The sequence below is a fragment of the Micromonospora sp. NPDC005298 genome, assembly GCF_040607375.1.
In the GTDB taxonomy this organism is placed as follows: Bacteria; Actinomycetota; Actinomycetes; order Mycobacteriales; family Micromonosporaceae; genus Micromonospora.
Map to the genome: position 1 here is coordinate 366555 of NZ_JBEXGP010000002.1, position 21616 is coordinate 388170.

19 protein-coding genes are annotated in these 21616 nt (G+C 72.1%); 11 read left to right on the forward strand and 8 right to left on the reverse strand.

The genetic code is table 11. The features are described from left to right. Position 1 precedes the first annotated feature (1 nt). Both dacB and ABZS77_RS06385 read right to left on the reverse strand, forming a co-directional pair. Positions 2-1585 carry a D-alanyl-D-alanine carboxypeptidase/D-alanyl-D-alanine-endopeptidase gene (gene dacB / locus ABZS77_RS06380; RefSeq protein WP_354818138.1) on the reverse strand — a complete coding sequence of 528 codons (1584 nt, stop codon included), beginning with the start codon at positions 1583-1585 and terminating at the stop codon, positions 2-4. 66 nt (positions 1586-1651) lie between these two features. After that, positions 1652-2368: an aquaporin gene (locus ABZS77_RS06385; RefSeq protein WP_354818141.1), complete on the reverse strand. Its 717-nt coding sequence runs from the start codon at positions 2366-2368 to the stop codon at positions 1652-1654. A gap of 108 nt (positions 2369-2476) precedes the next feature. On the opposite strand from ABZS77_RS06385, the gene ABZS77_RS06390 reads away from it, so the two are divergent. Both ABZS77_RS06390 and ABZS77_RS06395 read left to right on the forward strand, forming a co-directional pair. After that, positions 2477-3550 carry an NAD(P)-binding domain-containing protein gene (locus ABZS77_RS06390; RefSeq protein ID WP_354818144.1) on the forward strand — a complete coding sequence of 358 codons (1074 nt, stop codon included), beginning with the start codon at positions 2477-2479 and terminating at the stop codon, positions 3548-3550. A gap of 197 nt (positions 3551-3747) precedes the next feature. Then, entirely contained in the window at positions 3748-4029 is a 282-nt protein-coding gene (locus ABZS77_RS06395) for an adhesin (RefSeq protein WP_354818147.1), read from the forward strand. A 4-nt stretch (positions 4030-4033) separates the two neighbouring features. Here ABZS77_RS06395 and ABZS77_RS06400 read toward each other — a convergent pair whose 3' ends face one another. Next, positions 4034-5116 carry a hypothetical protein gene (locus ABZS77_RS06400; protein WP_354818150.1) on the reverse strand — a complete coding sequence of 361 codons (1083 nt, stop codon included), beginning with the start codon at positions 5114-5116 and terminating at the stop codon, positions 4034-4036. A gap of 91 nt (positions 5117-5207) precedes the next feature. Here ABZS77_RS06400 and ABZS77_RS06405 point away from each other — a divergent pair, with 91 nt between their 5' ends. The 4 genes from ABZS77_RS06405 (at position 5208) to ABZS77_RS06420 (ending at position 10172) form a co-directional block, all read left to right on the forward strand. Then, positions 5208-6089, forward strand: coding sequence for a sulfotransferase domain-containing protein (locus ABZS77_RS06405; protein ID WP_354818153.1), 882 nt, complete (start codon positions 5208-5210; stop codon positions 6087-6089). A 247-nt stretch (positions 6090-6336) separates the two neighbouring features. Next, positions 6337-6729: a cupin domain-containing protein gene (locus ABZS77_RS06410; RefSeq protein WP_354818156.1), complete on the forward strand. Its 393-nt coding sequence runs from the start codon at positions 6337-6339 to the stop codon at positions 6727-6729. A 48-nt stretch (positions 6730-6777) separates the two neighbouring features. Beyond that, a complete protein-coding gene (locus ABZS77_RS06415) occupies positions 6778-8574 on the forward strand; it encodes a glycoside hydrolase family 15 protein (protein ID WP_354818159.1) in 1797 nt (598 codons plus the stop codon). Positions 8575-8807: 233 nt separating this feature from the next. Further along, positions 8808-10172 carry a pectate lyase gene (locus tag ABZS77_RS06420; protein WP_354818162.1) on the forward strand — a complete coding sequence of 455 codons (1365 nt, stop codon included), beginning with the start codon at positions 8808-8810 and terminating at the stop codon, positions 10170-10172. A gap of 38 nt (positions 10173-10210) precedes the next feature. On the opposite strand, the gene ABZS77_RS06425 is transcribed toward ABZS77_RS06420, so the two are convergent. Beyond that, on the reverse strand, positions 10211-11401 hold the full coding sequence (locus ABZS77_RS06425; RefSeq protein ID WP_354818165.1) for a threonine synthase: 1191 nt from the start codon (positions 11399-11401) through the stop codon (positions 10211-10213). Positions 11402-11414: 13 nt separating this feature from the next. Continuing rightward, positions 11415-12464 carry a DNA polymerase ligase N-terminal domain-containing protein gene (locus ABZS77_RS06430; protein ID WP_354818168.1) on the reverse strand — a complete coding sequence of 350 codons (1050 nt, stop codon included), beginning with the start codon at positions 12462-12464 and terminating at the stop codon, positions 11415-11417. A gap of 94 nt (positions 12465-12558) precedes the next feature. Here ABZS77_RS06430 and ABZS77_RS06435 point away from each other — a divergent pair, with 94 nt between their 5' ends. From ABZS77_RS06435 to ABZS77_RS06445, 3 genes are all read left to right on the forward strand, one after another. Then, positions 12559-13347, forward strand: coding sequence for an aldo/keto reductase (locus ABZS77_RS06435; RefSeq protein ID WP_354818171.1), 789 nt, complete (start codon positions 12559-12561; stop codon positions 13345-13347). Between the two features lie 127 nt (positions 13348-13474). After that, positions 13475-13627, forward strand: a complete 153-nt coding sequence (locus ABZS77_RS06440; protein ID WP_354818174.1) for a hypothetical protein — start codon at positions 13475-13477, stop codon at positions 13625-13627. Then, complete coding sequence (locus ABZS77_RS06445; protein ID WP_354818177.1) at positions 13627-14592, forward strand: N-acetylmuramoyl-L-alanine amidase; 966 nt, start codon at positions 13627-13629, stop codon at positions 14590-14592. Before ABZS77_RS06440 ends, ABZS77_RS06445 begins: the two co-directional genes overlap by 1 nt. A 67-nt stretch (positions 14593-14659) precedes the next feature. Here the strand turns inward: ABZS77_RS06445 and ABZS77_RS06450 are convergent, their stop codons facing one another. Continuing rightward, a complete protein-coding gene (locus tag ABZS77_RS06450; RefSeq protein ID WP_354818180.1) occupies positions 14660-15784 on the reverse strand; it encodes a cellulose binding domain-containing protein in 1125 nt (374 codons plus the stop codon). Positions 15785-16089: 305 nt separating this feature from the next. Here ABZS77_RS06450 and ABZS77_RS06455 point away from each other — a divergent pair, with 305 nt between their 5' ends. Together ABZS77_RS06455 and ctaD are read left to right on the forward strand one after the other, a co-directional pair. Then, positions 16090-17196 (forward strand): FAD-dependent monooxygenase, encoded by a 1107-nt coding sequence (locus ABZS77_RS06455; protein ID WP_354818183.1) that lies wholly within the window; start codon positions 16090-16092, stop codon positions 17194-17196. A gap of 130 nt (positions 17197-17326) precedes the next feature. Then, positions 17327-19084: a cytochrome c oxidase subunit I gene (gene ctaD, locus ABZS77_RS06460; RefSeq protein ID WP_354818186.1), complete on the forward strand. Its 1758-nt coding sequence runs from the start codon at positions 17327-17329 to the stop codon at positions 19082-19084. 642 nt (positions 19085-19726) lie between these two features. On the opposite strand, the gene ABZS77_RS06465 is transcribed toward ctaD, so the two are convergent. Further along, positions 19727-20977, reverse strand: coding sequence for an MFS transporter (locus ABZS77_RS06465; protein ID WP_354818189.1), 1251 nt, complete (start codon positions 20975-20977; stop codon positions 19727-19729). A gap of 40 nt (positions 20978-21017) precedes the next feature. Further along, a complete protein-coding gene (locus ABZS77_RS06470) occupies positions 21018-21599 on the reverse strand; it encodes an isochorismatase family protein (protein WP_354818192.1) in 582 nt (193 codons plus the stop codon). Between the last annotated feature and the right edge of the window lie 17 nt (positions 21600-21616).

Below are 21616 nucleotides of genomic sequence, written 5' to 3' on the forward strand. Positions count from 1 at the left end.
CTCAGCAGGTGATCGGCTTCACCCAGGAACACTCCAGCCCCTCGGGCGTCCGGGGCGTCTCCGGCACCGACGGCGGTGCCGACCGGGCGGCGGTCGTGGCGCCCTCGCGGTAGCCGGCAAGCGTCACCGCGATCTGGTCCTCGAGCGTCTTGACCGACGCGGTCAGATAGTTGTTCAGCAGGATGGAGAACGCCAGCAGATGGCCGTCGGCGCCGGTGACGTACCCGGACAGCCCGGAGACTCCGGTCAGGCTGCCGGTCTTGGCGTGCACGTTGCCCGCCGCCGGGGTGCCGGCCATCCGGCTGCGCAACGTGCCACCAACGAACCGCTCCGGCTGCCCGGCGATCGGTAGCGCGTCGTACCAGGTGCCGAACCACGGTTCGGCGCGGACGGCGGCCAGCAGGTCGACGAACTCCGTCGCCGGCACCAGGTTGCGCCGGGACAGGCCGGAGCCGTCGCGTTGCCGCAGTGTGCCGGTGTCCATGCCGGTGTCCGCGACGTACTCGCTGATCGCGGTGAGCCCGGCGGACCAGGTGCCCGAGCCGGACAGCATCCGACCGATCTCCTTGGTCAGCACCTCGGCGTGGCCGTTGTTGGAGAGCTTGAGGAACGGCGTCATGAACTCGCCGAGGCTCATCGAGTCGTGCCTGGCCACCGGGTTGGCCGCCTCCGGGGTGGCCTGGCCGAGCACCGTCCGGCCGAGGACGCGGACGCCGTGCCGGTGCAGGGCCGAGCGGAACACGTCGGCCGCGTAGCCGGTGGGTTCCCAGACGGTCACCCAGTCGCTGGCCGGTGCGTCGCCGACCGCGATCTGGCCCGTCACCACGACCGTGTTGCCGCCGTGCTCGCGCTCGATCGAGATCGACGTCTCGCCCTCGGCGACCGTCTGGGCGCGGTTGTCGATCCGGACGTACCCGGTGGGCGGGGTGGTGCTGACCACCGCCGGGGCACCGGCCCGGGCGCCCGGTGCGGCGTGCACGATCACGGTGCCCGCGTCGTAGTCGGTGTCCGGTGCGACGGTCAGCGCGGAGACCTGGGCGGCGTAGTAGTAGGGCTCGTCGTCCCAGGTCCAGTCGGGGCCGAGCCGGGTGCGGTCGTAGCGGGTGTCGTCGGCGATCAGGTTGCCGGTCACGACCCGGACGCCGTCGGCGGCCACCTCGGCGGCGAGCGCGTCGTAGTCGGCCGCGAGCATCGTCGGGTCGCCGCCGCCGCGCAGGTAGAGATTGCCGGAGAGCAGGCCGGCGCGACGCTTGCCGGTGGTGCGGACGTCGGTGGTGAAGCGGTGCCCGGGGCTGAGCAGCGCCAGGGCTGCGGTCGAGGTGAGCAGCTTGGTGTTGGAGGCGGGGATGAGGCGGCGCTCCCCGTTACGGTCGTAGAGGGTCTGTCCCGTGCTCGTGTCGACCACGACGACGGAGGCCTGCGCGCCGTCCAGCCGGGTGTCGCCGAGGATCCTGTCGATGGTGGCGCGTAGCTGGGTCGTCGCGGGAGTGGGCGACTCGGCGGTGGCTCCGGGTGCGCCGGCGGTGGCCGCGGTGGCGACCAGGGCGAGCAGCGCGAGCGCCCGGGGAAAGAGACGACGATGCATGGGCTGATGCTGCCATGAAGATATTCGCCGGAGAAGAGCCTCGGGCGAAGGTTAATGCCGTTCGCGCTACGTCGGCCGTCCGACGGACCTGTCGTGCCCACCCCAGTAGTGCCGTTGCGCCCCCATCACCAGGGGCGCCACCAGTGCGGCGAGCGCCCCGCCGAGCAGCGGGAAGACGATGAACAGCCACAGCTGACGCAGGGCGACGCCACCCTCGAAGACGGCGGGCCCGAAGGCGCGGGCCGGGTTGACGGCGGCGCCGGTCAGCGTCACGCCGACCAGTTGGGTCGCGGCGAGGGCCAGCCCGATGGCCACCCCGGCGGTGCCCGGATTCTCGCTGCGGCTCGTCACCACGAGCACGACCAGGACGAAGAGGAAGGTCAGCACGAGTTCCAGCACGGCCGCCCCGCCCCGGTTGATGTGCGCGCCGTACCCGTTGGCGCCCAGCGCGCCGGTCTGGTCCGCCACCTCGCCCCACCGGGTCAGCGCCCAGAGCACGAAGCTGGCCACCGTCGCCCCGGCGAACTGGGCGATCCAGTACGCCACCGCGCCGACGACCGTGATCTTCCCGGAGAGCAGGACGCCGAGCGTCACCGCCGGGTTGACGTGGCTGCCGGAGAGCGGGCCGATCGTGTACACCAGAGCGAGCATGACGAAGCCGAAGGCGAGCGCGACCACCACCACGCCGCCCTGCACGCGTGCCGCGACCGCGGCGCCGACGCCGAAGAACACCAGCAGCAGGGTGCCGAGGAACTCGGCGGCGGCTCGACGGGCATCTTCCATGCCCTCAGACTAGGGATGATTCCGGCAATTCGGGTTGAAACGGAGTCTGTGATCGACACGACGGCCGACACGGGCAGAGCGGGGTCGTACCCCGGCGTTGCACCTCGTGTGGACACCCACTCCGCCGACGTCGTGGTGATCGGAGCCGGTCAGGCCGGCCTGAGCGCCGCCTACCACCTGCGCCGCACCGGCTTCGCCCCGGGCGGCGGCTTCGTCGTGCTCGACGGCGACGACGGCCCCGGCGGGGCCTGGCAGCATCGCTGGCCGACGCTGGTCTTCGACCGGGTGCACGGCTTCTACGACCTGCCCGGAATGGCCTTCCCCGCCCCGGACCCGCGCCGTCCGGCAGCCGAGCAGGTCAGCGCCTACTTCGCCGCGTACGAGAGAACCTTCGACCTGCCGGTACGCCGACCGGTGCGGGTCCGGGCGGTGCGCTCGCGCCCGGACGGGCGGCTCGACGTGCAGACCGACCACGACCGGTGGACAGCGCGGGCATTGATCAACGCGACCGGCACCTGGAGCAGGCCGTTCTGGCCGCACTACCCGGGCCGGTCGTCGTTCCGGGGCCGGCAGCTGCACACGGCCGACTACCGGGGGCCGGACGGGTTCGCCGGGTTGCGGGTGGTGGTGGTCGGTGGCGGCACCTCCGCCGTGCAACTGCTCGGCGAGGTCTCCACCGTCGCGGCGGCCACCACCTGGGTGACCCGCCGACCGCCGGTGTTCCGGGAGGAGGAGTTCGGCTCCGACCTCGGCCGCGCCGCCGTGGCGCGGGTGGACGAGGCGGTCCGCGCCGGTCGCCCACCGGGAAGCGTGGTGGGCGTGACCGGCCTGCCGGTCACGCCGGAGGTGCGCCGGCTGCGGGAGCGCGGCGTCCTGGACCGGCTACCCATGTTCGACCGGATCACACCCGACGGGGTCGCCTGGTCCGACGGCCGTTCCGTGCGGGCGGACGTGATCCTCTGGTGCACCGGGTTCCGCGCGGCCCTGGACCACCTCGCGCCACTGGGACTGCGCGCGCCGGGCGGCGGGATCACCATGGACGGCACCCGTGTGGTCGCCGACGAGCGCATCCACCTGGTCGGGTACGGCCCCTCGGCCAGCACCGTCGGCGCGAACCGGGCCGGCCGCTCGGCGGTCACCGAGATCCGCGCTCTGCTCGCCCCCGCCGCCGCACTCGACTGACCGTGCTCTATTTGACGGATCGTCCGGCAGCGGGCACCGTTGGCCAGGACGGGGCCTCTCAGCTGCCCCGACGCGATGCGACGGCGACGACGTTCGCCCCCGCATGTCGCCTCCCACGTGTGCTCGTACGCGGGCCGACTGTCCGGTCTGCGCGGTAACCGACCGCGAGCCGAGAGAATCCACGAGGAGTTCCGCAAATGCTCACCATGACCGACAATGCCGTGCTCGTCATCCGGGACCTCGCCACCCAACAGGACGTCGGCGAGGACGGTGGCGTACGGATCGCCGCCGACGCCGACGCCGGTTCGCTCACCGTGGAGCTGGTGCCCGAGCCGGAGCAGGGCGACCGGGTGGTCGACAACCAGGGTGCCCGCATCTTCCTCGACGCGGACGCCGCCGAACTGCTCGGCGACGCCTCCGTGGACGCCACAGTCGACGACGAGGGCATCATCCAGTTCGGCTTCACCGAGCGGCAGTAGCCGCTCAGCCCGCCCGGCGGGTCGTGCCGCCGCGCGGGCGACCCCGTTGCGGTGGCCCCGCCCTGGGCTGCCACCCGGTGTCACCGGCCGGTCGTCGCAGGGCGGTCAGCACGTGCGCCAGGTGGTGCGAGGTGCTCCACGCCGCCCAGTTGGCGGCCGACCCGGCTCCGGCGCCCCGCCGGGCCCGGCGCAGCAGCTCGTGGTCGCCCCAGGAGAACGCCGCGCCGGTGTCGGGCCAGTGCGGCGCCGACACCAGCGTGCGGCACAGGTCCGCGAACCGTTCGTCACCCCGCCCGCCCCGCCGCGACCAGCGGTAGACCCACCAGTCGCCGTCGGCGGTGTACCGCACCGTGGGCAGTCGGTCGTCGGGGCCGCCGGTGCCCGGCACGGCCGGCCCGACGCCGTAGTCGCCGTAGTCCACCCCGGCGTCGTCCAGCCGCTGCCAGAGCTGCCAGTCCCAGCGGTCCAGTCGGACCGGCTCGTCGGTGGGCAGCCCGGACAGCGTGGTCGGCATCCCGCCCGCCGCCACGGTCACCGACCGCCAGGCGTGCCGGCGTGCCCATCCCAGCAGCCGTCGTATGCGGGGCTCGGCGAGGCGGACGTCCGCCCGGCAGCACACGTCCGCCGCGTCCACCAGCAGGTCGCACTCCTCCGGCGCGAGCCCGGTGCCGCGCCAGATCCGCTCGGCGGCGGCGGTGCTCGCGTCCGGTCCGGCCCGGTCCCGACCGGCCCGGAGCCGGATCAACGCGCGCCGGCCGTACGCCCGCGCCGCCGCGCCGTGCGTGGCCAGCCGGCGGTCGCTCTCCGCGAGCCCCACCACCGGCACCAGGGGTACGCCCCACCGCGCCAGGTCGGTGCCCGGGCCCTCGGGCAGGGCGGTGATGTCGACGGCGGTCAACAGTCCGGCGGGCAACCGGCGCAGGACGTCGATCGTGGATCGGTCCGCCGCGCCGACCTCGAGGATCGGGGCGAGCAGTGGGACCACCGCGGGGTCGAGGTGGTTCAACGCCTCCAGTTCGCCGCGTCGGCCGGCGAGGATGGGGCGGTAGACCGGTTCCGCCGCGCGGCCCCCGTGGGCGGGCACCATACTTCAATCTAGCCAGGCATGTGCATGTGTCCCAGGTCGTCGGGGTGGAAAACGGCTGCCGGGCTGTCGGGTCGGCGACTACGATCGCGCGATGCCCACTCCACCCCATCGCTACCGATCCGAGGACGAGGACAGCGGCCGGTGGACCGGCTTCCCGTTCCGGTCCGGTGACATCGTGATCAGCACCCGGTCCAAGAGCGGTACGACGTGGATGCAGATGATCTGCGCCCTGCTGGTGCTGGGCACCGCCGAGCTGCCGGGGCCGTTGAACGAGCTGTCTCCCTGGTTGGACTGGCTGGCCGAGCCACGGGACGTGGTGTACCGCCGGTTGGCGGCGCAACCGCACCGGCGCTTCATCAAGACGCACACCCCGCTGGACGGCGTGCCGCTGGACCCCCGGGTGCACTACGTGGTGGTGGCACGGCACCCGTTGGACATGGCGGTCTCCCTCTACCACCAGGTCGGCAACCTGGACCGAACGCGGCTGGCCGAGCTGACCGGCCGGCCCGCCGGGCCGGCGCGGGAGCGCCTGCCGGTCGAGCGGTGGCTGGCGAGCTGGGTCGACCGGGAGACGGATCCGCGCGAAGAGTTGGATTCGCTCCCCGGCGTGCTGTGGCACCTCGGCGACGCCTGGGCCCGGCGGCACGAGCCGAACGTCGAGCTGGTGCACTTCGACGATCTGCTGGCCGACCTGGAGGGCGAGATGCGGCGGCTCGCCGGTCGGTGGGGCATCGAGGTGCCCGCCGGGCGCTGGCCGGAGCTGGTGGAGGCGGCGACGTTCGGTCGGATGCGCGAGCGCGCCGACCAGCTCGCCCCGGACTCGCTCGGCGTGCTGCGCGACCGGCGGGCGTTCTTCCGGCAGGGCGGCTCGGGGCAGGGGCGTGATCTGCTCGACGCGTCCGCGCTGGCCCGCTACCACAGTCGGACGGCGGCCCTGGCCCCGACCGACCTGCTCACCTGGCTGCACCGCTGAGCCGCCGGGCCTGAAACGAGCGCGCGGCGCCGCTTCGACAGTTGTCGGAACGTCGCCGCGCTCTGGCCGTCTCCCACCACCGCAGCCGTTCGGCGGTACGCCGGCGGGGACCTGGCTCGACCGGCCGCGAGCGCCGGTCAGTGTTGTCGATCCCCGGTCGCCCCGGATTCAAACCTGCCAACCGTGGGGAATTCCACCATCTGCGAGTCCCGGCGTGGCGGGCCACCGAACGGGGTATGAGCGCGGCATGGAGCATTTCACGATCGCGACTGTCGCTGAGAAGAGTCCCGACTTCCGGCGGGTGCTGTGGACCGGTGCGAACACCCAGCTGGTCATCATGACCATCCCCGCGGGCGGTGAGATCGGCGAGGAGGTGCACGAGGGCATCGACCAGATCCTGACCTTCGTCAGCGGCACCGGCGAGGCCCGGGTGGCCGGCGAGAAGCGGGAGGTCGTCTCCGGCGACCTGGTCGTGGTGCCGGCGGGCACGAAGCACAACTTCGTCAACACCGGCCCCAACCCGCTGGTGCTGTACACGGTCTACGGGCCGCCGGAGCACGCCGACCAGGCCGTCCACCACACCAAGGAGGAGGCCGACGCGGCCGAGGCCGCCGGTGAGGACGAGCCGCCGACCGAGTGACGCTCCGGGCGGCGGCCTGATCGGGGCCGATCGGGGTACCCGCGGCGGGTGGAGCAGCAGCCGATCTCCGACTACGGATTCCTCTCGGACTCGCGTTCGGGCGCCCTGGTCGGGAAGGACGGCTCGGTCGACTGGTGGTGCCCGCACCGGTTCGACGGGACGTCCGTGTTCGGGCGGCTGCTCGACCCGGGCGCCGGGCACTTCCTGCTGGCACCGGTCGGTGCCGGTGGGCCGGGCCACCGGGTCGAGCGCGCGTACCGGCCGGACACGTTGGTGCTGCGGACGGTGCACCACACACCGCGCGGCAGCGTGGCGGTCACCGACGCCCTCGCCGCGGAGGTCGGCGCCCGCGCCCACGAGATGGGCGTGAACTCGCCCGCGGTGCTGATCCGGGTGGTCGAAGGGCTGTCCGGGCGGGTCCGGATGACGCTCGACTTCGCGCCCCGCCCGGAGTACGGCCTGCTCACCCCCTACCTGCACGAGCAGCCGGACGGCGGGGTGCTGGCCGGCGCCGGCCCGGTGCTGTTGCTGCTGCGCGCCGACGGCCTGCGGCTGCGGGCCGGCGCCGACCGGGTGACCCAGGAGTTCGAGGTCTCCGCCGGGCAGGTCCTCGGGACGAGTGTGGCGTTCGGCAGGGCGTACGGCGAGCCGCCCGCCCGGGTGGACCCCGTGGCCTCCCTCGCGGAGACGACCCGGGCCTGGGAGGCGTACCGGGAGATGCACACCTACTCCGGCCGGTACCCGGAGCTGGTCCGGCACAGCGCGACGGTGCTGACCGGTCTCACGTACGCCCGCAGTGGCGCGGTGGTCGCCGCCTTGACCACGTCGTTGCCGGAGGAGATCGGCGGCGACCGCAACTACGACTACCGGTACTCCTGGCTGCGGGACTTCTCGTTGACGATGCGGGCGTTCTGGGTGGCGGCCTGCCCCGACGAGACGTCCCGGCTGTTCGCGTGGGCGAGCCGGTCGATCGGCCGGTTCGGCGACGAACCGGTGCCGGTGCTCTTCGGGGTGGAGGGGGAACGGGACCTCTCCGAGCACCACTGCCACCTCCTGCGCGGATACCGCGGCAGCCAGCCGGTCCGGGTCGGTAACGACGCCTGGCGGCAGCGGCAGCTCGACGTGCCGGGCGAGGTGCTCGGGGCGGTGTGGCGGCTGCGCGACTACCTCGGCGCGACGTTCGAGGACGAGCTGCGGGAGATGGTGCTCGGCCTGACCGAGCAGGTGGCCGCGACCTGGCACCTGCCGGACCGGGGCATCTGGGAGACCCGGGACGAGGAGCGGCACTACGTCTCGTCCAAGGTGTCCTGCTGGCTCGCGATGGACCGGGCGGTGGGCCTCGCCGACCGGCTCGGCGAACGGGCTGACCCGCGCCGCTGGGCGGGGGTACGCGACGAGATCCGCGAGACGGTGCTGCGGGAGGGGTGGAACGACCGGATCGGGGCGTTCACCGGCGCGTTCGGGTCGGCCGAGTTGGACGCCTCGGTGCTCGCCATGCCGGTGACGCACATCCTGCCGGCGACCGATCCACGGATGCGGTCGACGATCGCCATGGTGGAGCGGGAGCTGGGCACCGACGACGGGTTGCTGCGGCGTTGGACGACCGACCCGGCCGGGTTCCTGCTGTGTTCGTTCTGGCTCGTGGAGTGTCTGGTGATGGCGGGTGAGCTGCCGCGTGCCGAGGCGCTGTTCGAGCGGGTGGCCGGCTTCGCCAACGACGTGGGTTTGTTCAGCGAGCAGGTCGACCTGGACACCGGTGCGCATCTGGGCAACACGCCGCAGGCGCTGTCCCACATCGGGCTGATCAACGCGGCCTGGCGGTTGACCGAGCCGGACAGCTTCTGAGCGGTCGGCCGCAATCCTGCAACAGACCTGCAAACTCCAGGCATTGACGCTGGTAGTTGGACAGTCCTAGCCTCGAAGGAGCGGGAAAGCCCTTTCCCACGGCTTTGATCCCGCTTCACCCCGCCTCGGGCCCGGGCATCCGACGGGGGCACACCGATCCCAGGTCATGCCGGCACGCGGTGCCGGCCCAGAGGCCCAGGGGATCGCCACCACACGCGTCAAGGAGGACACCTGTGCAGAAGAGACGACTCCCCGGCCGACGACCACTGCTGCTGGCGGTGGGCGCCGGCGTGACCGTTGCGGCCCTCACGGCCGGCATGACCTCGGCCCTCGCGGCCACCGTGTTCAGCGACGACTTCACCGACGGCGACACCTCCGGCTGGTCCAAGTCCGGTGGCACCTGGACGGTCGGCTCGGGCGTGCTCAACCAGTCCAACGCCGGCAGCGAACTGGCCCGGCAGTTCGCCGGCCAGACCAGCTGGACCGACTACTCGGTGCAGGCCCGGGTCCGACCGGCGAGCTTCGGCTCGTCCAGCGCCCTGGTCGGGCTCGCCGCCCGGTCCACCAGCAGCACCAAGATGTACCGGCTGGCCCTGCTCGGCTCCGGCCGGGCCGAACTCCAGGCGGTGAACGGCAGCAACGTCACGGCGATCGGCTCCGCGTCGCTCGGCGTCACCACCGGCACCTGGTACACGCTGCGCATCGAGACCAGCGGCAGCACCATCCGTGGCTACGTCAACGGCACCCAGATCGCGTCCGGCAGCAACAGCCTGGCCGGCGCCGGCCGGATCGGGCTGGTCACCGCGTACGCCAGCGGCGGCTTCGACGACGTGCTTGTCGACTCCTCCGGTGGCGGCACCCCGACCACGCCACCACCGACGACCACCCCTTTACCCACCACGCCACCGCCGACCACCACCCCGCCGCCGGCCGGCTGGCCGACACCCACCAGCAGCCAGAAGGTGGACGCCACGATCGCGGTCTCCGGTACGTTCGACGGTGGCCTCAAGCGCTACTACGGCATCGGCGACGGCGGGCAGAGCGAGAGCCAGGACCCGATGTTCGAGCTGGCCGCCGGCGCCACCCTGCGTAACGTCATCATCGGGGCGCCGGCCGGCGACGGCGTGCACTGCGAGGGCAACTGCACCCTGATCAACGTCTGGTGGGAGGACGTCGGCGAGGACGCGGCCACCTTCCGGGGCGGCACCACGTACACCGTCGACGGCGGCGGCGCCCGCTCCGCCAGTGACAAGGTCTTCCAGCACAACGGCTCGGGCACCGTCTACATCAAGAACTTCCGGGTGGAGAACGCCGGCAAGCTCTACCGTGCCTGCGGCAACTGCTCCACGTCGTACCAGCGGCACGTGGTGATCGACAACGTGATCGTCCGCAACACCGACGCGATCGCGGGCATCAACACCAACTGGGGTGACACGGCCCGGTTCAGTCGCATCACCATCGTCGGTGACCCGGACCGGGAGACCTCCATCTGCGTGAAGTACAAGGGCGTGCCGAAGGGCAGCGAGCCCACCGAGATCGGCGAGGGCGCCGACGGCGTCAACTGCCTCTACTCACCGTCCGACATCACCTACCAGTAGACCGCCCGGCAGGCGGGCGCCGCGCGGCGCCCGCCTGCTCAGGCCATCATGGGTACGCCGGACACGTCGACGGTGTCCGGATACTTCAGGCCCGCGCCGGTGTTGAGCACCACCACCCGCTCGCCGGCGCGGATCCAGCCGCCGGCGCGCAGGTGCCGTGCCGCGGTCAGGCAGGCCGCACCCTCCGGGCAGAGCAGCAGCCCCTCGCGGCCGGCGAAGTCCCGCAGGTCGGCGAGGATCTCCGCGTCGTCCACGGCGACTGCCGTGCCGGAGGACTCCCGCAGCGCGGCCAGGATCAGCTCGTCGCCCAGCGGCGCCGGCACGGTGATGCCGAACGCCACGGTGTGCGCGTCCGCCCACGGCTGCGCCCGGTCCTCGCCGGCGGCGAACGCCCGCACGATCGGCGCGCAGCCGGTCGACTGCACCGCCACCAGCCGGGGCAGCTTGTCACCGATCCAACCCAGCTCACGCAGCTCGTGCAGCGCCTTGTGGATGCCGATCAGACCGACCCCGCCGCCCGTCGGGTAGATGATCACGTCGGGCACCTGCCAGCCGAGCTGCTCGACGATCTCGTACCCCATCGTCTTCTTGCCCTCCAGCCGGTAGGGCTCGCGCAGCGTGCCGGCGTCGAAGATGGCCCCGTTGGACTCCGCGACCAGCTCGGCCACCCGCCGGCCCGCGTCGCCGATCAGCCCGTCGACCAGGCGCAGGTCGGCGCCGGCGGCCACGCACTCGCGCCGGCAGATGCTCGGCGCCCCTACCGGCATGACGATCGTCGCGCCCATCCCGGCCCGCGCCGCGTACGTCGCCCAGGCCGAGCCTGCGTTGCCGTTGGTGGGCATCGCGATCCGCTCGACGCCCAGCTCGCGGGCCCGACTCACGCCGACCGCCGCGCCCCGCGCCTTGAACGAACCGGTCGGGATCAGCCCCTCGTCCTTGACCATCAGGTCCGCGATGCCGATCTCGGCGCCGTACGCCGGGGCGCGCAGCAGCGGCGTCCAGCCCTCGCCGAGCGTGGTGACGTGCCGCAGGTCGTCGACCGGCAGCAGCTCCCGGTAGCGCCACAGGTCGGCCGGACGCAGCGGGAACCGTTCCGGGGTGACCGCCTTCGCCACCGCCGGCAGGTCGTAACGGGCCAGCAGTGGCGAGCCGCACCCGCACAGGTTGCGCAGCTCGTCGGCGGGATGCTCGCTGCCGCAGCGCGGGCAGTCCAGGTGGGTGAGGTACACGTCGCTCCTCGCGTCAGACCGCGTCGACGTTCAGCCAGCGTCGACTGCGCCGCCCCGGCTCGTAGACCGAGTCCAGTCGCTTGGCGACCACGCCCGGCAGGCCCTGCTCCCGCCCGGCGCGCAGGGCCTCGTCGCCCGCGCCCGGGAACCACGGCGGAGTCTGCCAGTGCGGTCCGGCCAGGGCCAGCCCATCGAGCAGTTCCCGCCGTTGCGCGTACGGCACGTCGACGCTGCTCACGCCCTCCAGCCAGAGCAGGTCGACGAGCAGGTACTGGGCGCCGGCCGGCACCCGGCCGCCGGTGGCCGGGCGAACCGGGCGGACCCGGCCCGCGCCGTCGATGCGGACCAGCACACCGTCGAGCACCGCCTCGGTGGGCGCCAGCGCCTCGGCCATCGCCCGCAGCCACGGGTACCCGCCGGTGATCTCCTCGTCGGTCTCGGACAGCAGCCGCAACCGCCCGCCGGAGACGTACGCCATCGCCCGTACCCCGTCCCAGCGCAGCTCGTACCCCCATTCGGCGCGGTCGCGGGGGAGCCCGGCGGCGTTCGTGGCGTGCATCGGACGGACCAGCTCGGGCATCGGCGTCCAACCGGGCGGGGCGGGATCGGTCCGCCGCACCATCCAGTCCCGACCGCCGGTGGCGAACAGCGCGTACCGGCCCGACGTGCGGTCACCGGAGAGCGTCACGATCACCTCGTCGTCGCGCCACTTCTCGCACCGGTACGTGCCCCGGTCGTGGACGAGCATCCGTCCGCCGCCGTACTCACCCGCGGGGATCTCGCCGGCGAAGTCGAGGTACTCCATCGGGTGGTCCTCGGTGTGCACGGCGAGGTGGTTACGACCCGGATCGCGGGGCAGGCCGCGGGGCACCGCCCAGGACGCGAGCACGCCCTCGTGCTCCAGGCGCAGGTCCCAGTGCAGGCTGCGCGCATGGTGCTGCTGGATGACGAAGCGGGCTGTGTCGCCGTCGCCGTCGGCTGCCGTGGGGGTCTCGGACGGGACGGGCTCGGGTGTACGGGCCGCGTCCCGCCGTCGCCGGTACTCCTGGAGCCGGTCGGTCACACCCGCATTCTCCGGCAAGCCGGACCGTCGCGCTGGATGCCGGAGTGTCCGGTTCGCTCGGCGGGCGGGGGCGTGGCGGGGTAGAACGGACCTCATGGACCTCACCGACCAGCCCACCGCCCTGCTCCCGGGGGACGTGCGGATGCCCCTGCTCGGCTTCGGCACCTGGCAGGCCACCGGCCAGGCCGGTTTCGACGCCGCGCTTGCCGCGCTCGACACCGGCTACCGGCACCTCGACACCGCCACCATGTACGGCAACGAGCGGGAGGTCGGGCGGGCGGTACGGGAGAGTGGGCTGCGCCGCGAGGACGTCTTCATCACCACCAAGCTCCCACCGGACCGGGTGGGCCGGGAACGGCAGACGTTGGAGGCCAGCCTGGAGGCGCTCGGTGTCGACCAGGTGGACCTGTGGCTGATCCACTGGCCGCCGTCGTCGCCGGGGGACAGCATCCCGATGTGGCGGGAGCTGCTCGCCGCCCGGGACGAGAACCTCGTCCGGGCGGTCGGGGTGAGCAACTACAGAACCGCGGAGATCGACGAGCTGATCCAGTCGACCGAGGAGAATCCGGCGGTCAACCAGATCCGGTGGAGTCCGTCGCTGTACGACCGGCAGCGGCACGCCGAGCACCGGGACCGGGGTGTGGTGCTGGAGGGGTACAGCCCGTTCAAGACCAGCGACCTGAGTGACCCGGTGCTGACCCGGATCGCCGCCGCGCACAATGTCTCTCCGGCGCAGGTGGTGCTGCGGTGGCACATCGACCACGAGATCGTGGTGATCCCGAAGTCGGTGACCCCGGAGCGGATCACCGCGAACTTCGACGTCTTCCACTTCTCGTTGACGGCGGAGGAGATGCGCGACATCGACGCGCTCGGCGAGGTCTGAGCCGGCGAATTCCTTCAGCCCGAGACTCGGTGATGAAGGGTATCGACATCGACGCTCGTGACGGTATACCGTGCCCGTCATCACGTTCGTCGATCTGTTCGAACCCTGCCGTAGCTGGAGGATCGTCATGGCCCGGTCACCATCCACCCGTCTGCGCCGCCGAGGGGTGCTCGGCATCCCCGCCCTGGTGGTCGCCGCACTGACAGTCGTCGCCCGACCCGGGGCGGCGAGCGCCGCGCCGAAGGCCGAGTGCCTCGCCGACCTGCTCCAGGACGCCTGATGGCGACGATTCCTTGGCTGGTGGACGTGCTGCGCGGCGCCGGGGTCCAGGTCGTCGTCGAGGGCGACTGGCTCAACCGGATGCGGCCCGGTTCCTTCGACCCCATCGGGGTGCTCTGGCACCACACCGCGGCGACCTCGAGCGCCAGCAACCCGCACCCGGCGCTCGGCATCTGCATCAACGGGCGCTCCGACCTGGCCGGGCCGCTGTGCCAGGCGCTCGTCGACTACAACGGCGTCTTCCACGTCATCTCCGCCGGGCGCTGCAACCACGCCGGGACCAGCGGCGGCAGTGGGCCGATCCCGGCCGGGGACGGCAACACCCTGATGATCGGGTGGGAGATCGACTACAACGGCGTCAACCAGGAGATGACCGCCGCGCAGTACAACGCCTCGATCGCCGCCACCGCCGCCGTGCTCACCCGCCTCGGCCGGGACAGCAGCTACGCCCGGGGGCACCGGGAGACGAGCACCTCCGGCAAGATCGACCCGTCGTTCATCGACCTGAACGTGATGCGGGCCGACGTCGCGGCGAAGATGGCCGGCGGGGGCACAGCCTGGTCGTCCACCGTGGACAACACCACCGCCGGTCGGTTCACCGCCAGCGCCAACTGGGGCGTCTCGACGTTCTCCAGCCAGCGGTACGGGGCCGACTACCGGTACGCCGACCCGGTCGCGGCCAGCGACCCGGCCTGGTACAAGTTCAACGTGCCGGCCACCGGCAACTACCGGGTCGAGGCGTGGTGGCCCGCGAACAGCGGCTACAACAGCGCCACGCCGTACATCGTCGCCACCACCACCGGCAACCGGACGGTGCCCGTCGACCAACGGGCCACCGGCGGGCAGTGGCGGGTCCTCGGCACGTTCACCCTGCCGGCCGGCGACGCCAACCGGGTGGCGGTGAGCCGCTGGAGCAACGCCAGCGGCCTGATCATCGCCGACGCCGTACGCCTCACCCGCGTCTGACCACGACGCGACGGCGGTGGGGGCGTGACCGGGATGGTCACGCCCCCACCGTCAGTGTCGAGCCCGCTCAGGCGCGGGAGCAGGTCGCCCCGTTGAGCGAGAAGCTGGTCGGCGACGAGTACGCCCCGCTCAACGTCCCCTGGTAGCCGAAGCTGGCCGTGCCGCCGGGCGCGATCGAACCGTTGTGGCTGACGTTGCGGGCGGTCACCGTGGAACCGCTCTGGCTCACCGTGGCGTTCCAGGCGCTGGTGACCTGCTGCCCGCCGGGCAGGCTGTAGGTGAGCGTCCAGCCGTTCAGCGCGCTGGAGCCGGTGTTGGTGATCTGCACGTCTGCGGTGAAGCCGTTGTTCCACGAGTTCGCCGTGTACTTCACCGCGCAGCCCGCGCCACCACCGGGCGGCGGGGTCGTCGGCGGCGGAGTGGTGGGGTTGCCGCCACCGTTGACGTTCGCCGAGAACGAGGTAACCGCCAGGCCGACGCCACCCTGCCAGGGCTCGAAGCCGGCCTGGATGCTCGTCAGGTACCAGGAGTTGGTGATCGCGCCGCGATTGCGGACGTCGTTGATGAAGTCCAGCACGCTGAAGTTCAGGCTGGAGATCGCCGACGGCGCGACGTAGGAGATGACGTTGTTGGAGCCGTTGCTGCCCCGCCACACCTCCCAGGTCCGGCCCGCGAGGTTGGTGGTGCCGACGACCGAGCCGATGGGCTGGATCGGGCCCTGCCGGTTGAGCCAGATCATGATCTCCATCTGGTTGACCCCGTCCCGCTTGGGCGACGGGTCCAGCCAGATGTCGTACGACGCGTTGTAGGTGGCGCCGCTGACGTACCGGTAGGAGATGCTGCTGGTGGCGCTGCTGATCTGGCTCACCTGGATCGGCAGGTTCGTGCCGGGGGAGCAGTTGGTGTAGTGACAACCGAAGAACACCGAGGGGTACGCCGTGGGCGCGCCGTTGGTGGGGCTGCTGCCGTTCAGGGTGGTGATCTCGAAGCCGTTGCTGGTGACGTTGATGCACTGCTGGGCACTGGTGCCCCAGCGGTTGTTCTGCACCACGTACCGGCCCTGGATGACGGCCGAGCCGTACTGCTCGCAGATTTGGGTGTCGGCGGACGCGGTCCCGCCGAGAGCCACGGCGACCAGCGAGCCTGCGAGCAGCAGACCGGTGGCGACCAAGGCCCGAAGTGGACGTTTCATGACGCTCCTTGACTGCGGCGCGTGCCCGGGCGCCGGGATGGGGGCGGGGTGATGCGGGAGCGCTCCCACGCTCAACGACACATTTACATGCCTGAAACTGTTGCGCAACCGGGCGGGTCAAACTGGTGAATTGTGAGGATTCCCACGCCCCCGCCGGACGGTTGTCGCCGGACCGCCAGCTGAGCGACCGGGACGCGCCGACGAGCGTCGCCGGCCGGTCCGATCGGCCCTGGTGTGCGCCGATAGCTCCGAGTAGCGTGTTGCCTCCAACGCGTGCCGTTCCCCCTCCGGAGGCGTACACCACCATGGGTGGCTCCCCCCTGCGCATCCTCGTCGTCGGCGCGGGCATCGCCGGCCTGGCGGTCGCCCGGGCGCTGCGCATGGCGGGCTTCCGGCCCGACGTCACCGAGAAGCTCCCACCGGGCGAGTCCACCGAGACCGGCCTCTACCTGCCGGGGAACGCCGCCCGCGCGCTTCGCCAGCTGGACCTGCACGATCCGGTCCGCCCCCTCGGGCAGGTGATCCGCCGGCAGCGGTTCTTCGACGCCGCCGGCGCTCCGCTCTGCGAGGTCGACCTCGACACCCTGTGGGCCGGCGTCGGGGAGTGCCGGGCACTGCCCCGGGCCGACCTGCACCGCGTGCTGCTCAGCGGCGCCGGCGGCGCGGTGCGCCACGGCGCGGAGGTCCGCACCCTGGACCTGCTCCCGGGCGCGGTCGGCGTCACCTTCACCGACGGCCCCACCACCGAGTACGACCTGGTCATCGGAGCCGACGGTCCGCGTTCCTCGGTCCGCGCCCTGGCCGCGCTCGGCGGGCCACCCCGCCCGGTCGGGCAGGTGGTCTACCGGGCCGTGCTGCGCGACGGCCCACCGGTCACCGAGTGGACCGCCCTGCTCGGTCAGCGCTCCGGGTTCCTCATGGTGCCGATCGGCGCGGGGCGGCTGCACCTCTACGCCGACGAGGCCGGCACCGAGGCCCCCACCGATCCGCTCGCGCGGCTGCGGGAGCTCTTCGGCGACTACCGGGGGCCGGTGCCCGAGGTGCTGGCCACGCTCGACGCCGTGCACGTCGGGATCACCGACGAGGTGGAACTGGGTCGCTGGTACCGGGGTCGGGTGCTGCTCGTCGGTGACGCCGCGCACGCCACCGCGCCGACCCTGTCCCAGGGCGCGGCCATGGCACTTGAGGACGCCGTGGTGCTGGCCGAGTCGCTGCGCGCCGCGGGTGGCGTGGACGCGGCGCTCGTGGCGTACGAGAGTCGTCGTCGCCCGCGTACCCGATGGGTGCGGGACCGGACCAGGGACCGCAACCGGACCCGGGACGTGCCGCCGGCGCTGCGCGACCCGCTGTTGCGCGGACGGGGCGGCCGCATCTTCGGGGAGCACTACCGGCTCCTGCTCGGCCCGCTGTAGACCCGTTGTAGATCGTGTCACGCCACCCCACGCGGCGCTGCGACCTGCCGGGGACTATCCTCCTTGCGGATGACGGCCCGCCGATAACCAGCGTGTGCCGAGCGGGACAACCGAGAACCGGAGGCCACTCGTGACCACCGTCGCACCCAAGCCGGTCGTGACCCGGCCCTGGCCGGTCCGGGAGCCGGTCAAGGGGTCGGCCATCGCGCGGCTGCTGCGTACCACGGACGCGAAGCAAATCGGGATCATGTACATGGTCACCGCGTTCGTGTTCTTCATGATCGGTGGCCTGATGGCCCTGGTCATGCGTGCTGAGCTGGCTCGACCGGGGCTTCAGTTCCTGTCGCCGGAGCAGTACAACCAGCTCTTCACGATGCACGGCACGATCATGTTGCTGTTCTTCGCGACGCCGATCGTGTTCGCCTTCGCGAACTACATCGTGCCGATCCAGATCGGCGCACCCGACGTTTCCTTCCCCCGCCTGAACAGCTTCGCCTACTGGCTGTACCTGTTCGGCGGCACGATGGCGACCGCCGGTTTCATCACCCCGGGCGGGGCCGCCGACTTCGGCTGGTTCGCGTACGCGCCGCTGAGCAGCGTCGAGCACTCGCCCGGTGTCGGCGCCAACATGTGGATCATGGGTCTGGCCATCTCCGGCCTGGGCACCATCCTCGGCGCCGTGAACATGATCACCACGGTGCTGACCCTGCGCGCGCCCGGCATGACCATGTTCCGGATGCCGATCTTCACGTGGAACATCCTGGTCACCAGCCTCCTGGTGATCCTGGTCTTCCCGCTGCTGGCCGCCGCGCTGTTCGCGCTCGCCGCGGACCGCATCCTCGGTGCCCACGTGTACGACCCCGCCACCGGCGGGCCGATGCTCTGGCAGCACCTCTTCTGGTTCTTCGGTCACCCTGAGGTCTACATCGTCGCGCTGCCGTTCTTCGGCATCATCAGCGAGGTCATCCCGGTCTTCTCCCGCAAGCCGATCTTCGGCTACAAGGGTCTGGTCGCCGCGACCGTCGCGATCGCCGCGCTCTCCATGAGCGTCTGGGCGCACCACATGTTCGCCACGGGTCAGGTGCTGCTGCCGTTCTTCAGCTTCCTGAGCTACCTGATCGCCGTGCCGACCGGTATGAAGTTCTTCAACTGGATCGGCACCATGTGGCGGGGCCAGATCAGCTTCGAGACGCCCATGCTCTGGGCGGTCGGCTTCCTGGTCACCTTCCTCTTCGGTGGTCTCACCGGTGTGCTGCTGGCCAGCCCGCCGATCGACTTCCACGTTTCGGACTCGTACTTCGTGGTGGCGCACTTCCACTACGTGCTCTTCGGCACCATCGTGTTCGCGGTGTTCGCGGGCATCTACTTCTGGTTCCCGAAGATGTTCGGCCGGATGCTCGACGAGCGGCTGGGCAAGATTCACTTCTGGCTCACCATGATCGGCTTCCACACCACGTTCCTTGTGCAGCACTGGCTCGGCAACGAGGGCATGCCCCGCCGGTACGCCGACTACCTGCCCAGCGACGGCTTCACCACGCTGAACACGATCTCCACGATCGGCGCGTTCATCACGGGTATCTCGACGCTGCCGTTCATCTGGAACTGCTGGAAGTCGTACAAGACCGGCCCGGTGGTCGAGGTCAACGACCCGTGGGGCCACGGCAACTCGCTGGAGTGGGCGACCAGCAGCCCGCCCCCGCTGCGCAACTTCGACCGGATGCCCCGCATCCGCTCCGAGCGGCCGGCGTTCGACGCGAAGTTCCCCGAGCTGGCCGCCGGCCAGAGCGTGGCCGGCCCGCCGGAGGGTGGCGCCAAGCCGCTCACCAGCGAGTCGGACGGCGGGGCCAGCTACCGCGAGGACACCGCCAGCGACGTCGACCGGCACTGACGCTCGACCGCTCCGTACGACGGGCGCCGCCCCCCCGGGACACCGGGAGCGGCGCCCGTCGCCATGTCCGGGCGGCCCTACTCGCCCTGCTTGCGCCCTGCCCTGCTCGGCCTGCCCTGCCCTGCTCGGTTCAGCCCGCAGCCGCAGCCGCAGCTTGCTGGCTCGGTGGCACGGCTGGCTCGATGGCCCGCGGCTCGCTGGCCTGGCAGCTCAGCTTCGCGGCCGGGCTGCGGAGGCAAGCGTGCTGACGAGCGATATACCTGTGCGGCATATTTATGACTCACAGGTATGTCGCTCATGAGCGTGCGAGCCTCCAGTGGCCAGCCGGGACAGCCGTCACCGCGCTGGAGCGGCGCTGCGGCGACCCCACCTCCGTCCGTGAGCCCACCTCGGCGCGCGGGTGCCCGCTTGCCGTGTGGGCCCGCCCGGCCGTGTTAGGGCCCGTCGCCCGCCGTGTGGGCCTGCCTGCCGGTGTTTGGGCCCGCCGCTTGCCGTGTGGCCCGCCGGTCGGCCCGTGGACTCGCCTGTCGCCACGTGGGCCCGCTGGTCGGTGCGTGGGCTCGCCTGTCCGTACGTGGGCGCTGCGCCGGCCGACCGGGCGAGGTCGACGAGGCGGCCCGGCGGTCGGTGCGCGGGCTCGCCTCAGCGGGTGGCGGTGACGAGGTCCGTCTCGGTGGGCGCCGGCAGGGTCGGCCCGGCGTCGTTGCGGCGGCGACGCAGCTCGATCGGGAGCACCACGAGGGTGACGAGCGCGCCGAGCGCACCGGTCACCACGAAGCCCCACAGCGGCGCGCTGGCGTCGATCACGGCACCGGCGAGCGGGGCGCCGACCGCGATGCCGACGGTGACGGCGGAACCGTGCAGGCCCATCGCCTCGCCGCGTACCTCGGCCGGGACGAGCCGGCTGACCGCGTCCGAGGAGGCCGCGATTGTCGGCGCGCAGAGCGCTCCGGCCGGGATCAGCGCCAGGCAGAGCAGCCACCAGTGCGCGCCGCCCAGCCCCACCGGGATGGTGCACACGGCAAGCGCGGCGGTGAGGACCAGCGGCGAGAACGAGCGGTGCACGGCCCCGTAGGCGAAACCGCCGGCCAGCGACGCGACCGCCCAGATGGCCAGCACCGCACCCGTCCAGCCGACCTCTCCGCTGGCGCGGAGGACGGCGACCACCGCCACGTCGGTGCCGCCGAGCACCAGGGTCGCGGCGCTGCTGAGCGCCAGCACGGCGAGCAGTCGCGGGGTCAGCCACTCCCGGCGCGGGACCCGGCGCGGCGGGCCGGCGGGTTCGGTGGCGCCACGGATCGGCGGGTTGACCACCCACAGGGCGATACCGGCGGCGACGATGCCCCCGCCGACCAGGTACATGGTGGTCTGGGCGGAGATCGCGGTGACCAGCGCCACCGCCAACGCCGGGCCGATCATGAAGGACAGCTCCACCGACATCGAGTCCAGCGCGTACGCCGGGCGGCGTTGGTCCTCCGGGACCAGCGCGGCGATCGACTGTCGGACCACCGAGAAGATGGGCAGAGCCAGGGAGCCGGCCACGAACGCGGTCGGCAGCAGCACGGGGTACGGCAGCGTGGGCGCGGTAGACCAGAAGAGCGCCTCGGCGATTGCGGTGAGCACCAGAACCGGACGTAGACCACGCCGGTCCACCAGCCGGCCGAGCAGCGGTCCGCCGATCGCCGCCCCCACGGTGACGGCCGCACCGACCAGGCCGGCAGCCCCGTAGCCCCGGTCGAGGTCGAGCACCACGTGGAAGGTCAACGTCACACCGGTCGCGGTGAGCGGGATGCGGGCGAGGACGGCGACCAGCAGCAACGGCCGCAGGCCGGGCAGGGCGAGCGCTGTCCGGTAAGGCTTCATGTTCACGTCGGTCCGTACCTCCGGCGACATCCTCGACCGGCGGCGGCCCGAAGGCCAACCAATTACCGCCTCATGCGGCCCTGATCACAGGCTCCCCGCTCAGGGTCACGCCGGCGCCGTCCATCGCGCGTAGGGCCACGTCGGTGGTGTCCGGGGCGACGGCCGCCGTCAGGTCCAGCAACACGGTGGTCGTGAAGCCCTCCCGGGCGGCGTCCAGCGCGGTCGCCCGTACGCAGTGGTCGGTGGCGATCCCCACCAGGTCGACCCGGTCCACGTCGTGCCGGCGCAGCCAGTCGGCCAGGCACTCGCCGTCGTCGGCGTGCCCCTCGAACCCGGAGTACGCCGCGGCGTGCTCGCCCTTGTGGAAGATCGCCTCAACCCGGGCCGTGTCCAGATCGGGGTGGAACTCCGAGCCGGTGGTCCCCACCACACAGTGCCGGGGCCAGGAGTCCACGAAATCCGGCGGATCGCCGAAGTGCGCGCCCGGGTCGACGTGGTAGTCCTTGGTGGCGACCACGTGCGACCACCGGTCCGGCTCGGCGGCGAGCAGGCGGGAGATGCCGGCGGCCACGCCCGCACCACCCCCGACGGCCAGTGAGCCGCCCTCGCAGAAGTCGTTCTGCACGTCCACGATGATCAGCGCGTTGGCCATCGGGTCTCCCTCTCGGT

What these genes read in the sequence shown, in the direction of transcription:
- dacB (WP_354818138.1), bottom strand. Translation starts at nt 1,585, where the DNA reads ATGCATCGTCGTCTCTTTCCCCGGGCGCTCGCGCTGCTCGCCCTGGTC.
- ABZS77_RS06385 (WP_354818141.1), bottom strand. Translation starts at nt 2,368, where the DNA reads ATGGAAGATGCCCGTCGAGCCGCCGCCGAGTTCCTCGGCACCCTGCTG.
- ABZS77_RS06470 (WP_354818192.1), bottom strand. Translation starts at nt 21,599, where the DNA reads ATGGCCAACGCGCTGATCATCGTGGACGTGCAGAACGACTTCTGCGAG.
- ABZS77_RS06465 (WP_354818189.1), bottom strand. Translation starts at nt 20,977, where the DNA reads ATGTCGCCGGAGGTACGGACCGACGTGAACATGAAGCCTTACCGGACA.
- ABZS77_RS06435 (WP_354818171.1), top strand. Translation starts at nt 12,559, where the DNA reads ATGGACCTCACCGACCAGCCCACCGCCCTGCTCCCGGGGGACGTGCGG.
- ABZS77_RS06450 (WP_354818180.1), bottom strand. Translation starts at nt 15,784, where the DNA reads ATGAAACGTCCACTTCGGGCCTTGGTCGCCACCGGTCTGCTGCTCGCA.
- ABZS77_RS06405 (WP_354818153.1), top strand. Translation starts at nt 5,208, where the DNA reads ATGCCCACTCCACCCCATCGCTACCGATCCGAGGACGAGGACAGCGGC.
- ABZS77_RS06410 (WP_354818156.1), top strand. Translation starts at nt 6,337, where the DNA reads ATGGAGCATTTCACGATCGCGACTGTCGCTGAGAAGAGTCCCGACTTC.
- ABZS77_RS06395 (WP_354818147.1), top strand. Translation starts at nt 3,748, where the DNA reads ATGCTCACCATGACCGACAATGCCGTGCTCGTCATCCGGGACCTCGCC.
- ABZS77_RS06445 (WP_354818177.1), top strand. Translation starts at nt 13,627, where the DNA reads ATGGCGACGATTCCTTGGCTGGTGGACGTGCTGCGCGGCGCCGGGGTC.
- ABZS77_RS06400 (WP_354818150.1), bottom strand. Translation starts at nt 5,116, where the DNA reads ATGGTGCCCGCCCACGGGGGCCGCGCGGCGGAACCGGTCTACCGCCCC.
- ABZS77_RS06455 (WP_354818183.1), top strand. Translation starts at nt 16,090, where the DNA reads ATGGGTGGCTCCCCCCTGCGCATCCTCGTCGTCGGCGCGGGCATCGCC.
- ABZS77_RS06440 (WP_354818174.1), top strand. Translation starts at nt 13,475, where the DNA reads ATGGCCCGGTCACCATCCACCCGTCTGCGCCGCCGAGGGGTGCTCGGC.